This is a genomic window from Sulfolobus sp. E5-1-F (genome assembly GCF_009601705.1).
In the GTDB taxonomy this organism is placed as follows: Archaea; Thermoproteota; Thermoprotei_A; order Sulfolobales; family Sulfolobaceae; genus Saccharolobus.
In genome coordinates, this window is the sequence record NZ_CP045687.1 from 2,405,715 (window position 1) to 2,420,502 (window position 14,788).

At 36.0% G+C, this 14,788-nt stretch carries 10 protein-coding genes and 1 pseudogene; 4 read left to right on the forward strand and 7 right to left on the reverse strand.

From position 1 onward, the window contains the following. Positions 1–3: 3 nt before the first annotated feature. Positions 4–1,140 carry an MFS transporter gene (locus GFS03_RS12590; RefSeq protein ID WP_153424406.1) on the reverse strand — a complete coding sequence of 379 codons (1,137 nt, stop codon included), beginning with the start codon at positions 1,138–1,140 and terminating at the stop codon, positions 4–6. Between the two features lie 224 nt (positions 1,141–1,364). Here GFS03_RS12590 and GFS03_RS12595 point away from each other — a divergent pair, with 224 nt between their 5' ends. Continuing rightward, positions 1,365–2,210 carry an amidohydrolase family protein gene (locus GFS03_RS12595; protein ID WP_153424407.1) on the forward strand — a complete coding sequence of 282 codons (846 nt, stop codon included), beginning with the start codon at positions 1,365–1,367 and terminating at the stop codon, positions 2,208–2,210. Here the strand turns inward: GFS03_RS12595 and GFS03_RS12600 are convergent. Continuing rightward, the gene (locus GFS03_RS12600) at positions 2,202–3,269 is read right to left on the reverse strand and encodes a Gfo/Idh/MocA family protein (protein ID WP_153424408.1); all 1,068 of its coding nucleotides are present in this window, start codon (positions 3,267–3,269) and stop codon (positions 2,202–2,204) included. The genes GFS03_RS12595 and GFS03_RS12600 overlap by 9 nt on opposite strands. 282 nt (positions 3,270–3,551) lie before the next feature. Here GFS03_RS12600 and GFS03_RS13370 point away from each other — a divergent pair, with 282 nt between their 5' ends. Then, positions 3,552–3,722 carry a hypothetical protein gene (locus tag GFS03_RS13370; protein ID WP_167738497.1) on the forward strand — a complete coding sequence of 57 codons (171 nt, stop codon included), beginning with the start codon at positions 3,552–3,554 and terminating at the stop codon, positions 3,720–3,722. Between the two features lie 35 nt (positions 3,723–3,757). Continuing rightward, the gene (locus GFS03_RS12605; protein ID WP_153424409.1) at positions 3,758–4,783 is read left to right on the forward strand and encodes an aldo/keto reductase; all 1,026 of its coding nucleotides are present in this window, start codon (positions 3,758–3,760) and stop codon (positions 4,781–4,783) included. Here the strand turns inward: GFS03_RS12605 and GFS03_RS12610 are convergent. Beyond that, on the reverse strand, positions 4,766–5,725 hold the full coding sequence (locus tag GFS03_RS12610) for a Gfo/Idh/MocA family protein (protein WP_153424410.1): 960 nt from the start codon (positions 5,723–5,725) through the stop codon (positions 4,766–4,768). The two genes, GFS03_RS12605 and GFS03_RS12610, sit on opposite strands and share 18 nt — an antisense overlap. Before the next feature lie 95 nt (positions 5,726–5,820). Here GFS03_RS12610 and GFS03_RS12615 point away from each other — a divergent pair, with 95 nt between their 5' ends. After that, the gene (locus GFS03_RS12615) at positions 5,821–8,415 is read left to right on the forward strand and encodes a DUF1854 domain-containing protein (RefSeq protein ID WP_153424411.1); all 2,595 of its coding nucleotides are present in this window, start codon (positions 5,821–5,823) and stop codon (positions 8,413–8,415) included. On the opposite strand, the pseudogene GFS03_RS12620 reads toward GFS03_RS12615, so the two are convergent. The 4 genes and pseudogenes from GFS03_RS12620 to GFS03_RS12635 all read right to left on the reverse strand — a co-directional run bounded on the left by GFS03_RS12620 (position 8,390) and on the right by GFS03_RS12635 (position 14,778). After that, positions 8,390–9,480: pseudogene (locus GFS03_RS12620) on the reverse strand (Gfo/Idh/MocA family protein). The gene GFS03_RS12615 and the pseudogene GFS03_RS12620 sit on opposite strands and share 26 nt — an antisense overlap. 352 nt (positions 9,481–9,832) lie before the next feature. Beyond that, positions 9,833–10,966: an MFS transporter gene (locus GFS03_RS12625; protein WP_153424412.1), complete on the reverse strand. Its 1,134-nt coding sequence runs from the start codon at positions 10,964–10,966 to the stop codon at positions 9,833–9,835. A gap of 78 nt (positions 10,967–11,044) precedes the next feature. Next, positions 11,045–13,216, reverse strand: a complete 2,172-nt coding sequence (locus GFS03_RS12630; RefSeq protein ID WP_153424413.1) for a xanthine dehydrogenase family protein molybdopterin-binding subunit — start codon at positions 13,214–13,216, stop codon at positions 11,045–11,047. A 332-nt stretch (positions 13,217–13,548) separates the two neighbouring features. Next, entirely contained in the window at positions 13,549–14,778 is a 1,230-nt protein-coding gene (locus GFS03_RS12635; RefSeq protein ID WP_153424414.1) for a Gfo/Idh/MocA family protein, read from the reverse strand. Between the last annotated feature and the right edge of the window lie 10 nt (positions 14,779–14,788).

Sequence of the window (14,788 nt, forward strand, 5' to 3'; positions counted from 1 at the left end):
ATATTATTTAAGCTTTGAGCGAGTATCTTTTATCGTTAAGAACAAGGGAGATACTGAGAACCTTAGGATAGAGGATATGATAAGCATAAGATCTATTGAGTAAATTGGACTGTAAAGCTGTGAAACATAATTATATGCTACCCCTCCCAATATTGATCCAGTCATTACTCCAAAGCCTACTGTCAAATTATAAACTGCCAAATTTTTTCTTATCGTTTGATCATCTGAGTTATCAAATATGTAGGCAATGTAAGTTACTGATCCAACAGCATTGGTAAATCCACTGGCTAGGTTTACAATATAATAAATAATATAAATGGAATTAGACAAGGCGTAAGATAATGGATAGATAGTATAAAGTGCGCTCCCGAGGAAAAGCGTTAATTTTCTCTTAGTATCCGTTAGTTTAGCTACAAGTTTTTGAAACATAATTGTGGTTACTCCAGTTTCCACACTCAATATTGCTATATTTTCATCACTCATATGAAATTTATACACTTGGGCTAACGGGAAGATTGGCCACGCTAATGATAATACTAGATTAAAAAGGTATACTGTAGTTAGAAATCTTCTTAACAATGGTGTGCTTTTAACTCTCTTTTCTTCGTATATTGTATCAGTCTCTATTTTTCTAGACAAGTAAGCAGAACCAACCAGCATTAACCCGGAGACAAGGAAGAACTCTCTTATTAACTCTGTATTACTTCCAGTAACCAAACCTGTTACTAAAGTAGCTACTAATGCGCCTATGGTTCCATAAACTAGGTATAGGGATAATGTAGATCCTCTATTATTCTTACTTATTTTATCCATTACCAAATTCCATCCAAAATTGGTAATACCAATACTTATCGTGATAATAAAATAAATAATAAGGAATGTCAAGTTAAAGGGTATAAACGCGCTTATTACCCATAGTAGACCATTAACTATTGTGCCTATAAATATTAAGAGTTTAGCTTTGGATTTGATGAAGTTTAAGAAATATTGTGAAATGTTAGGTACTGCGTTAGTTGCTGAGGTGATTAAGGCTAATTCCTCTGAATTCATTCCAAAGTATGCTGAGACAAATGATATGAAGGGATTTACCAGATTATTAGCAAGATTTGATAATATTGCAAAAATTTTCAGATATTTCAACTAAGTTCACTAGTAATATTCCATTAGGAAATTAAAAGTTATCTTACAATAGTAATGGTGTGGGAAAGCCAAAAATACTAGATGTAGACGTAATACTACAAGGTTATTAATTATAGAAAACTTTAAAAAGTGAAAGGAAAGTTCCCAATTTTTTACTACAATTTATTAATTTTTTGGTATAAAGAGAGATTAATTTAAAAGGCATCAAATTCAAATTGTATTTTATGGGTTACGTAGATGCTCACACACACGTCTGGTTTAAGGAGGCTCTACCCAACGAATTCTTCTCTAACGATTCTGGTTACGAGTATACTCCGCCTAGTATTCAAGATACTTTAAAGGAGATGAATAGTGTTAATATTGATTATATAGTTATAATAGCATACCCCAGTAGGGAAATATGGCGTACTAAGGAAGATTTTCCAATCAATATGATAAAAGTTGTTAAGGAGTACGCGAATAGGTTTTCTATTGTTGGTGGTATTGAGCCAAACAAGTTAAGTCTTAGCGAGGCTAAGGGATGGTTAGAAAAACAATATGAGGCTGGAGTTTCTGGTTTTAAATTACACCCAGTTCACTCTCACGTAAAGCCAAATGCTTATAGAGAAGAGGAAGGCGGTCTAAAACAACTTGAATTACTTTATGAATTCGCGCAAGATCATAACTTGCCAGTTATTATCCACACTGGTACTAGCGTGTTTTTAAACGCTAGGAATAAGTACGCTGATCCAATATTCGTTGATGACGTTGCAGTAGATTTTCCAAGGCTTAAGATTGTGTTAGCTCACATGGGCAGACCAAATTATGTTCCAACTGCTTTCCAACTAGTTAGAATAAGGAAGAACATTTTCGGTGAGATTTCTTCCATACCTCCCAAAAAACTGTTGGAGTATTTACCTAGACTTGAGGAAATAAGTTATAAGACTATTTATGGTAGTGATTACGGAGGGCCAGGCATAAAAGGTATAGCGTATAATTTGAAAGAGTTTATGTCAATAAACATCAGTGAAGAAGCAAAGCTCAAGATGGCTAGTGATAATCCTAAAGCCTTGTATAAACCTTTAGAGTAGTATTTTTACCTCCCTATCCTCAAGTGATGACCTATATATTCCATCTATAATAGAATGAAGGATTATGCTCTCCTCACCAGTTACTGGAGGTTCCTTATTCAGTAAAATACTATCCACAAAGGCCCTTATCATTTCGAAGTATATGTCAACCTTCCTTAGTACTGGCTTAGTGTCAGTAAGGAAGTTCTCGGTTCTACTGTGAAAAGAAATATCCATAATCGCCTCATGTCCACTTCCTTCAATGCCTCCCTTATCCCCTAGCACCCTTATGTAACTTTTTTCCTCTACATGGGATACATTCGCAGCCCAACCAACTTCTATTATTAAACTTACATCACCCTCAAGCTTTACAAATCCTACTGCATAATCATCCAAACTGAAATTCTCCGGATCCCAGTTACCCCAATTGAATTTAACTTCTTCCTTTTTATTTCCGAACTTCGTATATACCTTACCCATTACACTTATTGGCTTTCTAAACTTTAACAGGGTAAGCAAATTATCTATTAAATAGCATCCTATATCCAATAGTGCACCTCTTCCTCCAGAAAGCGTTTTGTCAATAAATGTAGGAATTCCTGGTATTCCTCTCCTCCTCACTAGGTACCCATAAGCCACGTAGGGCTCTCCCAATAAACCCCTATCAACAATCTCTTTACCATATTGCAATGCTGGAGAGAATCTACTCCAGTACCCTACCATCAACTTTAATCCCTTATTTCTAGCCGTATTGACCACTTCTTTAACCTCATCTAAGTTAGCCCCTAATGGTTTATCAACTAACACATTAACTCCCTTACCTAGAACGTCCTTAGCGATCTTGGAATGTAATCCAGTTGGCGTAACAATGCTTACAGCATCGAGGGATTCCTTTTCTGTCATCTCCATGTAATCTGTGTAACATTTAATCTTGAATTGTGAGGAAACTTCTTCACATCTTTCCTTGTTTACATCAGCTATAGCTACAATATCTACTTTATCGTTAAGCTTAGTTAACGGTATTAAATGTCTATTTCGTCCATGTCCACCTACTCCTATGATTCCATATCTGATTTTCATATATGTAATAGCCTGGGAAAGGTTTTAAACTATCATGTACTAAGATTTAACAATTGTTAAAAAAATGAAATATACGGCCCATTTAATGCTAGAAAAGTCACTAAAATGTCCAATTGTCCTTCAAAATATTTTTTTAAAATGTAGGGATTTGTATGAAAACAATTTGGTGGTTCAGTGTATTACTAGATTAGTAGGATTGATTTATATATTCCTAGTTTGATATAAGTATGTGGCAGTAAGCTTTAAAAACTTCAATATACATTTATACATTAGTGAAAGAAAATGGCTTTGCTACAGTTGAGGAAAAAGGAAGAACAGACAAAGAAAAGAGATGAAAAAGAAAGGGAGGAAGAAATAATATCAATTGATAAACTCCCAGAGGAGTATCTGAGACTTGAGTATCCAAATGATTGGAAGTATCTCCAAAAGGTAAAGGGATATAGTGTTTTTTGAAACTATAAATAATAGTTGTTACTAGTTTTATACGTATGAAGTATGTTAGATTAGGTGAATCTGGAGTTAAGGTATCCCAAGTTGCAATAGGCACGTGGTTTCTTCCTAGATTACAAGAGAAAGACGAACTAGGTATATATAAGGTAGATAAAGAGACTACATTAAAGATCCTTAAAAGGGCATATGATGAGGGAGTAAACTTCATAGATACTGCAAATAGATACCACGGTGCTATGGCTCCAGTTGATTTAGCGCATGTTGGTAATGCTGAGCGTATTGTAGGAGAATTTCTAAAAACTGTTGATAGAGAATCTGTTGTAATTTCAACAAAGGTTAGGGGAAAGATGGGTAACTTCGTTAATGGAGAGGGTTTGTCTAGAAAACATATAAATTGGCAAATTAAGGAGAGTTTAAAAAGGTTAGGCACAACATATATAGATCTCTATTTCATACATTGGCCAGATCCTGATACTCCCAAGTTAGAGACCTTGAGAACATTGAATAGTTTGGTCAACAATGGGTTGGTTTATTATTTAGGTGTTAGCAATCATTCTGCAGTAGATGTGATAGAATTCCTACAGTTAAGTGAGAGGTATTACTTGGAGAAATTTGTCGTAATGCAAGAAAAATATAACATGTTGGAAAGGGATATAGAGAAAGATAAGATTGATGTTGCAAAAAGATATGGATTAGCAATTATGGCTTATTCCCCATTAGCTCAAGGATTTCTCACTGGAAAGTATATAGATAAAAATAACTGGAAGGTAGAGGAACTCAGTAGAGCAACTATAAGTGAAGACTTCAAGAAGAGATACTTTACCGACGTTAATTTAAAGATATTATTAGGGCTAAGGGATATCGCATCAGAACTAGGGATAACTCTCTCCCAACTAGCTATTGCTTGGCTTCTGAAGAGAGGTGAGCAGCACGGAGTTACAGTTATCCCACTTATAGGAGCTAGTAAAGTAGAACACTTAGAGGATAACTTATCAGCCTTAAATGTTAACTTGAGAGATGAACATATGAAAAGAATAGACGAAATATTAGGAGTAGCCACATGACTTGTAAACATCAAGGGCTGCATTTAAATCCCTCAAGGCTATTTCGGGGGGCATAGGTACTTCAGTATCGTTTTTAACTGAATTTATAAACCCTCTTATTTCCTCCTCTATTGGATTCGTCTTTTCAACCTCTATTCTTTCCTCTCTACCATCAATGTTTAATATGAGATCTCCGAAGGGTTTTCCTGCAACTCTCGTATTCGGATCTTCTATAATACTTCCATTTTTACCGTAGATCTCAAAGGCAGGTACTTTTGGCGGATTTGGAGTTGACCAACTATATAATAATAGTCCTAGGTGTCCTTTTTTAAACTTAAAAGTTGCTAACGTCAGATCTTCTCCTTCTATCCCAGAGAAATACCTTCCACATATTCCCTTAACGCTTTCATATTCTCCTCCTAAGTTAAGTAATGTATCTATGAAATGAACTCCGCCATCTATGAGTGCTCCTCCTCCCATTTTCTCCTTTTCTCTTCTCCATCCCTTTGGCTGATACAAATGCGTTGATCGCACAACTATTAGGGATAAGTTCTCTAATCTGTATAAAAGCTCCCTCGCCTTTCTAACTGATGATTCGAAGTAGAATTGTTCTAAAACCATGAATTTCCTTTTAGTCTCTTTTGCAGTATTTATTAATCCCATAGCCTCTTCTATTGTCCTCGCTATTGGCTTCTCCAACATTAAGTGTTTTCCTGCTTTCATCGCCTTTACTCCCACCGAGTAGTGTTGGTCATGGCTTACTAGTAAGTCAACTATGTCAACATCTGATTTTAAAACGTCTTCGTAATTCGTAAAATATCCCTTGGCGTTAAATTCCTTTACACATTCCTTTGCCTTCTCCTCATTTCTGCTGAAAACATAATACTCTATTCCGTTTATATTCTTCATAGCTCTTAAATGTACTTTCCCGAAACCGTCACACCCTACTACAGCAATTTTCATAGTCTTATTGTTTAGTTTCTTAAATATTTAAACATTACCTTTTATCGTATGGTAATAGAAATCTTTTTAAGTTAAATCAAAAAATAAGGCTATTCGTGAAGAAAGCATCTATAGTGACGTCGAAGTTTAAGGCTGAAGTTAAGACCGATTTGGACAAGGAATTGAATTTGAGAGAAGAGTTAGTTAAAATTGATGGTAATAAGGTGTCAGTTTTTGACGGTGATAAAGAGGTGTTTAATGCAGATAATATAGTAAAGCTTTCTTTGGAGACAGGTATAAGTGTGGACAAATTAATAGGCTATACTTCTGATGGTAAGGAAATTGAAATCGCTTATTTTACTAAAAGAAAAGAGGAATTATTCAAGAAGGTTATTGATGCGTTTAATAAGGGAGAGCAAATAGAGGTAAAGGAGGAGGAAAGAGAGGAGGGTGTAAGAGTTAGTGTAGGTACATTAAGATGGCTTTGGAACATTGCGTCTAAATATAGAAAGACCATGATATTTGGTGCTATTCTCTCCTTAATCACTACTGGTCTTAATCTGGTCCCTCCATACTTACTTAAAATATTGATTGATAGTGTATTATTATCGCCCTCTCACTCTTCCACGCTTTTCATCAACATTATAGTGTATCTAATCGTATCATATTCCGCATTAGCCTTACTATCTTCTATTCAGAATAGAACACTCAACAATCTAGGTTCTAGAATAATAAACGATTTAAGGGAAATATTATACAAACACGCAATTAATCACGATTACTCTTTTATAGAGAGGATATCTCCTAGTAGGATACTCTCCAGACTTACCACTGACGCGGGAAACACTAATTGGCTATTGGTTTGGGGATTGCCGACACTTGTTACAAACCTATTTACGATAATTGGGATTGGAGTGATTTTATTTACATTAAACCCTACGCTAGCTACTTTCATATTAATCCCAGTACCCGCGATAATATACTTAATAATCTCGTATAGAAGAAAGTCACATAGGCTTTACCATAGAAATTGGAGGAGAAGTGCTGATATTACTTCTAGAATAAATGATACAATACCAAACTTTCTAGTTGTTAGATCTTTTTCCAAAGAAGAGTATGAGTCGAAAAGGCTAAGGGAAATGCTGAACAAGCTTTACGAATCCAGTGTTGCGATCAATAAAATGAACTCCTATTACTGGCCCTTAATGGGATTCATAGTAAATCTCTCAACTGTGTTAATTTGGTGGGTAGGAGGTCATGAGGTAATCTCTGGAGTTATAGAAATAGGTGTAATAACAGCGTTTATAGCCTACGTTTCGCAGTTTTACGGACCAATAAATAATTTAAGTAATGTTTTACCATTTATACAACAGTCTTTAACATCTGCGGAAAGGATTAGGGAAGTATTAGAAGCTAAACCTCAAATAGTAAACCCGGAAAAGCCTAAGAGACCCAATATGCCTGCAGAGATACGCTTCGAACATGTTTACTTCGGTTATGATCCGCACTTCCCCGTTATTAAGGATATTAATATTGAAATAAAACCTGGAGAGAAAGTTGCAATTGTCGGTAAAAGCGGTTCCGGAAAGAGTACAATAGCTAAACTACTACTGAGGTTCTATGACGTTAATGAGGGTAGAATTCTAATTGATGGGATAGATATTAGAGAAATAGATTTAAATTATTTAAGAAGGAAAGTGGCTTACGTACCTCAAGACGTCGTACTATTTGATACCACAGTAGGATATAACGTGGCATACGGTACAGATAACGTAAGCGAGATTGACATAATTAGAGCGTGTAAGATTGCCAAGATCCACGATGAAATTGTTAAGTTACCATTTGCTTATGATACTATTTTAGGGGAAAGGGGAACTTATCTATCAGGAGGGCAGAGACAGAGATTAAGTATTGCTAGGGCAATTATAAAGAATCCAGATGTGTTAATATTTGATGAGGCGACTTCCAATTTGGACGTTACAAGTGAAAGAGAAGTTTACGAGACAATGATGGATGTCTCTAAGGGTAAGACGGTTATAATGATCACGCATAATGTGCATGAGGTTATGAACTCAGACAAGGTTATAGTACTAAATAACGGCAAAGTGGTGGAGGAAGGAAAACCAATTAAGTTATTAAATAAGAAAGGTGAATTTTACAAAATGTTTAAGGAACAAATTAATGAGGAAAATATCTTTGCTAGGATGAAACACAATAATGAAGAAGAAGAAAAAATCATTGTAAACCTTATTGATATTAATAGCGTTAAGATAACGCAATCTACTAGGAGAAGTACCGTAAATGTTATTTATGAAAGGAAGGTGTATCGGAATTTAGTTCCAAAAATGCTATTTCCTATAACTAAACCCACATTTATAGGTCTTTATGATGAGAACGGTAAGGAATTATTCTTGATAGAGGATTATACTAAATTAGAAGAAAACTCCCGTAAAATGTTAGAGAATGCGTTAGCTTATAATAATTTAATATTCCAGGTTAAAAAAATAAACGAGATTAATATTAAGGGTGACCAATTAGAATGGGACGTGGAAACCAATAAAGGTTCAATAAAGGTATACACAATAGGAAGGAGAAACGTAGTTGTTCTAGATTCTAAGGTGGTTTTGATCGATAAAAACGATAATCTTTACGAGATTGATCTGGATAAAATAGATAGGAAGAGCTTTAAGATATTGACTGAGACTGTTTAAGGAGCCATTGTGGGATATCTATTTTTACTTCTCTACCCTCTAAGGCAGACTTATATATGCTTTCCAATATTACTACTCCTATTGCGCCTTGTTCCGCCGAACATAACGGGTACTCTGGAAATCCTTTTGAAATAGAGTTTATTACAGTTCTCCACACCTCTCTATATACGCTTCCTCTTTGTGGCTGAGTTGAAGGGGTGCTTATGAAGAGTTCATCTGCGATATTCCTCATGAAGTTTAGCATCCCATTGTCTATATGTATTCCACCTTTATCGCCTAAAGTCACGACCTCCATTTTATTTTCCTTTATATATGAAGCCCAACTCACCTCAATGTAGGCTGATATTTCGTCTCCTAAATTTAAGAAGGCTGAGCCGAAATCTTCTACCTCAACTTTGAAGTTAGGTAAATTGGGGGAAGGGTATACGGAGAACTTAGTTTTGTCATCAAGGAAAGCACTATATGTTCTCCCCATAACACTTTTCGGTAATGGGAAATCTGAGAGGAAAAGTAGTAAATCTATTATATATATGCGTACCTATGTCAAATACTGCCCCACCTTTTGCCAAATCCTTATTTAATAAATGTTGGTGATGTAGGTATCCCTCTCTGCCTTATATAAAATCCTCTCATGTGGTATATTTTACCTACTTCACCCCCTCTTATCAATTTCTTAGCGATTAACATCGCTGGGTTAAACCTATTTTCATGGCCTACAACTAATATCTTATTTCTTTTCCTTGCAGCTTCTACTAGTGTTAAAGCCTCCTGAAATGAGGTAGCCATTGGCTTTTCCACATAAACGTTAGCATCATTATTAATTGCATCTAATGCTATAGTCGCGTGAAGACTATGGGGTACTGCTACTAAAACTAGGTCTGGGTTTTCATTCCTTAACATTTCCTTATAATCTAAATAACCTTTACACCCAGTTTTTTGAGAGAAATCCTTCACCCTTTTTTCATCTATATCCACACAGTAGTCGACTTTTATTCCTAGATCATTTAATGCTGGCAAATGACCAGTAGTTACCCATCCTCCTAGTCCTACAATTCCTAATTTCATATCTAACCTTCCATTATTGTATTTAAAAACTTTATTTGAAGAGCATTATGGAAAAATAAATAGATCGTTTTTTCATATATTGCCATCTCACTCATCTTGAACCTAATTGAGCTTGGACAATTTAAGGACCTCGAGGTCCATGTAAACTGAAACCTTTTTCAGTATGATGAAAGATTAAGACGAACTTATAGCTGAGGAGAGTTAGTTAAATAAACTAGCAATTAGGTTAAATAAAATAAAAAAGTTTATAAAATCATTGATCATTTAGCATAACTTAAGAATAAAAATGACTGATGCCCAAGAAATCACAAAATATTTTCTATAATATAATGATGAAATAGCGTAGTTGTGTTTAAGAAACCTCTTTTATTTTCAAATATAATACTGACATTAGCATCCTCATAATTCCTATCCCAATTAACATGACGTTTATTGCAACGGTTAAACTAAACCAATCTGAAGTAACATTTAACATTAAACTAGAAATGGTTGAACCTAAAAGTGCAGCAATTCCATTAAACATGTTATAGAGAGCTATATTGATCCTCTTCTCGTAATAGTCAGAGTGGTCAAATAGGAACGCAGTGTAGGAGATTGAGGCCGAGTTTGTAAACCCAGAAACAAGATTAGCGATGTATATCTCATAAGGTGTGGTGGAAAACGCATACGCCAGTGGGAAAGTTGCTAAGGCAAATCTACCAAAGAACATAACGAATTTTCTATGCCTATCAACCAATCTACCCACGAGTCTTTGTAATGCCAACGTGGAAGTTCCACCTGTAACGTTAATTATGGCTACTTGAAATTCGTCCATATGGAACTTATATACTTGAGCCAATGGGAAAATTGGCCACGCCATTGACCATACAAATGTGAAGATGAAGTTAGTTAAGATGAATTTCCTTACTTCAAGATTTGATGAAAACAGTCTTATACCATTTCCTCTTGCAAACTTAGCATCAACATCGGAATGGTAGATTACGTAAGCGTTAAAAACGTATATTAAGCCTGCAATGATAAAGAAGTACCGCATTAAGTCTAAATTATTACCTACGATAAATCCAGTTATTAACGTGGCTATTAAACCGCCTATCGAAGCGTAAAAATTATAATAGGCTAGAGTCTTTCCCCTTTGAGTTGTACTTATTTTATCCAAAATAAGTAACCAACCGAAGTTTGCGGCACCAAGACAAGCAGTTATAATAGAGTAGACCAATACGAAATACTCATTATATATTGCGTAAACTCCTACTAATATCCATAATAAACCTCCAAGTAAACTTCCAGTTACAATTAGCTTTTTGGCTTTTATGTACAAATTTGCTAATGCATATTGGATTATTCCGGGGAATGCAGTATTAGCCGAGGATACTATTGCCAATAGCGCACCCGTTATCCCATTAGATGCTGTAAAGAAGGATACAAAGGGATTTACGAGACTAATAGCCAAATTGTTCAACAATGAGTAGAGTCTCAATGGCTTCAATAGAGGTCATAAATGAGATTAATAGTCTAATCTTTTAAAGTTATTCCCTTTAATATTTTTGGAAAAAACATATAATGATTAGCTATTTAAAAGTTTTAAAATTAATTCTGGTTTAATTGGCATTGTATAGATGTTTTTACCAATAGCGTCCTCTACAGCATGAAGGATTGTTGGAGTTGCTGCTATGGTCGGTAGTTCTCCTATTCCCTTGGATCCTAATGGGGTGTCTGATTTAGCTAGACCTAGAGACTTCCATTCAACCTTTACAGATTCCATAGCGGTAGGTATAACGTAGTCAGAGAAGTTGGAAGTTACTAGTGAGCCCTCTTGTGAGTAAACAGCCTCTTCATATAGTGCCTGGGAAATACCTTGAAGCGCACCTCCATGGACCTGACCCTCAGCTAAAAGCGGATTTACGACAACTCCCACATCGTCAAACGCCTTGTATTCTAATACTTTTACGAATCCAGTGTCTTTATCAACCTCTACTAGTGCCATGTGTAGTCCATAGGGTGAAGTATAAGGTCTGATTGTATAAGAGTATTCCTCCTCTGGATATACTCCCATACGTAATGCCTCTCTAGCGGTATCAGCTAAACTCATTTCGCCCTTTTTATGATAGAACTTTCCATTTCTATACTCTATCTCCTCTGGCTTTACACCTAACTTTTCACCTACAACTCTAAGCAACTTCTCTTTTAATCTTATTGAGGCTTCATGCACTGCAGAACCTCCAACTGTTAAAGTTGTACTTCCACCCGTTAAACCACCATGGGATATAAGGTCCGTATCTCCCCATAGTACATCAACTTGGCTTACATCAACATCAAATACCTCAGCCGCTATTTGTGCAAATGCAGTAGCGTCTCCTTGACCATGTGGAGTAAACCCGCTCACAACTTGAATCCTACCATTAGGTGTAAGTTGTACTCTAGCAGTACCAGTTCCGAAGGACGCTATCTCCGATACAATAGCTACTCCCACTCCAGCCAACTTGCCCTTAGCCCTTAACTCATCACGTTTTCTTAAAAGCTCTTGATAATAAGGTTTAGCGATTTTTAACATCTCTCTGTATTTTCCACTATCATAATACATTCCAGTTGGAGTATTATAGTGACTTACTTCATCAATTATATTAACCTCTCTAATTTCAAATTGATCAATACCTAAAGCTCTAGCTCCAAGGTTCAGAATTCTCTCTATGAAGTATGTGGCCTCGGGTCTACCAGCACCTCTATATGGACCTATAAATGTCTTATTAGTAGCCACACCAAGTACCTTAACCTTTAGGGCATTAACCTTATATCTACCAACTAATAATCTAGCTGCCGTAGTTGCCATTCCGAAGGAATCCTCATAAATCTCAGCTATTGGGGCACCTAAATCCATGATCAAAGTTCCTTCTATTCCCAATAACTTACCCTCCTTATCAAAGGCAGCCCTAAACCTTAATCTCATGTCCCTTCCATGATTTGTAGACATAAACTCTTCAGTCCTAGTATTGAACCATTTTATGGGCTTCCCAGTAATAACTGCTAAAAAGGATATTAGAACTTCTTCTGGATAAATATAGATTTTACTACCGAATGCTCCTCCAACAAATGGCTGCATTACCCTAACATCATTTACTCCATACTTTGATAAGAATTGTAAAAGAACATCCTTTAATCCAAATACGTTCTGCGTACTGCTCCATACCGTCAGTTTCCTTCCGTCAAAGTAGGCTACAGCACCCCTAGGTTCCATTGCTGATGGAATCACTCTTTGGTTTACGATCTCAGCTTCAACTACTTTATAAGCGTTTTTAAATACAGAATTTACATCCCCTATCTCTACGTTATCCTCTGATACAATATTTGAGCTCAAATCGCTTTTAGCCTTTTTAACGTTTTTCAACGCCTCCTCAACGTCAGTAACAGCAGGTAGTGGTTCATATTCCACTTCAACCTGTTCAGCTAAGTCCCTAGCCTTATATTCATCTTCAGCTAGAACAACGGCTAATGGTTGTCCTTGGTAAATAGCTTCTTCTTTAGCCAATCCCATTATATCTGGTAAATCCTTAGCGGTGTAGCATAACGCACCTTCCGGACATCTCACGCTTTTTATCTTAGCATGTGCATACTGGCTTCTTATAAATACTGCGTAAAGTGTACTCTTGAAGTCAATATCGTATACAAATCTCCCTCTTCCGGTAATTAATGGGGGATCTTCTATTATCCTCTTAACTGCCCTTCCTATTTCTCTGGGCATGTATTAAGATATATTCTTTGTTTATAAAAGCTTTATTACAATAGGGCTATTCGTAATACATATCTCGGTAAACTTAACAAGTAAAGGATAACTATATTAACCTATTCAAAAGAGTTAAAACCTTATCTCTTGAAAGGGAGGCTAGGGCAACTCCCCATTAAATCCCCATAACCCCTTTATTACCCCATTTGCCCTAGCCTTATCCCATGGTTATACATTGAAAATTTATGCTTAAAAACTTTACTTTCATCATACTAAGCAAAAAGTACATATTCTATAATTATAGTATAGAAACTCTAAACTTATCAATTATATCATTTAATGTATTATTTTTAAATAGCAGAATATAACCCTCTAGCTACTTTGGGTATGAAGTCCTCTACTTGCTGGGGATCAAAACTGATTTTTCTCCCATTCTCAGCAGAAAGATAGGAATGCATCATAAGTTGGACTATCAATAATCCGTCATACCAATTCTCGCTAGGCATTTTCCGGGATATAAAAGACTCAACCATATGTCTATCCTCTCCTTGATACCCGTAAGTTACTGCTTCATCAGGTATAATTGGCATTAATCCTTGGTCTGCATTTTGCTTTTCGACAAAAGTTTCAGAGGGTGGAAGTTTAACGTTTCTACTGAAAAACGTTGAAAGCTCAGATTGCAGAGTATTAATGTTTACACTGTACTCTGGCCCTAACACCTCAACCAACAATCTAAGTCCAGCTCCAACGAAGTTCCATGAAGTCCTAGCCTCAGCCATTACTAGATTTCCTAAATCGTCTTCGTAAGTTATCACAGTTAATGCGTAATCCTCTGCTGGTTCCTTTAAGAAGTCTACGTTATACTTTTCTTTTAAATACCGAGCATACTCTGCCTTATTCCACTTCAACGTTTTTATTTCAGCGTATACGTGTTTTGGTTTAAGTGATGATTTATCCTTCGAAGGATCGGTTAGTAAAAATCTAGTTGCCTCCAAACTGTGGCAAGTCATATCTATTAATGCCCCTCCACCAGAAATAGTTGGTTTCCAAAACCAGCTATTATGGGGACCAGAGTGCTCCTCAGAGGCTCTTGCTAAATATGGTCTTCCGGAATTCTTAGCCCCCATCTCCCAGATAGCTTCTCTAGCTCTCACTATTGATGGCATGAAGATCTGGTTCTCTAAGTATCCATGTAATAACCCAGCCTTCTCCACTAATCTAATCATCTCCTTAGCTTCCTTAACATTTCTCGCTAATGGTTTTTCTACGGCAATTCCGTACACGTTAGATCTCCCTTGCAAAACCTCTTCACTAATTAATTTCGTATATTCTAAATGTACATCATTGGGTACTGTTAGCCATACTGCATTAATCTCCTTATCTGAGAGCATTTTGCTAATATCATCATACACTTTAGGTTTACCTAATCCCAGTTGTTCAGATAGTGCAGCGAATTCCTTAGAGGAATTCAGATTTCTAGAATATACTCCTTTAACTTCTACATTCCTAACTCCTACCAATCCCCTTAGATGAAACCTAGCTGAAAACCCGCTTCCCACAAACGCGATACCTAACGCCATAAAATAAGTT

Excerpts from the sequence above, each read along its gene's own strand:
- GFS03_RS12595 (WP_153424407.1), top strand. The coding sequence starts at position 1,365 with ATGGGTTACGTAGATGCTCACACACACGTCTGGTTTAAGGAGGCTCTA.
- GFS03_RS12600 (WP_153424408.1), bottom strand. The coding sequence starts at position 3,269 with ATGAAAATCAGATATGGAATCATAGGAGTAGGTGGACATGGACGAAAT.
- GFS03_RS13370 (WP_167738497.1), top strand. The coding sequence starts at position 3,552 with ATGGCTTTGCTACAGTTGAGGAAAAAGGAAGAACAGACAAAGAAAAGA.
- GFS03_RS12605 (WP_153424409.1), top strand. The coding sequence starts at position 3,758 with ATGAAGTATGTTAGATTAGGTGAATCTGGAGTTAAGGTATCCCAAGTT.
- GFS03_RS12610 (WP_153424410.1), bottom strand. The coding sequence starts at position 5,725 with ATGAAAATTGCTGTAGTAGGGTGTGACGGTTTCGGGAAAGTACATTTA.
- GFS03_RS12630 (WP_153424413.1), bottom strand. The coding sequence starts at position 13,216 with ATGCCCAGAGAAATAGGAAGGGCAGTTAAGAGGATAATAGAAGATCCC.
- GFS03_RS12635 (WP_153424414.1), bottom strand. The coding sequence starts at position 14,778 with ATGGCGTTAGGTATCGCGTTTGTGGGAAGCGGGTTTTCAGCTAGGTTT.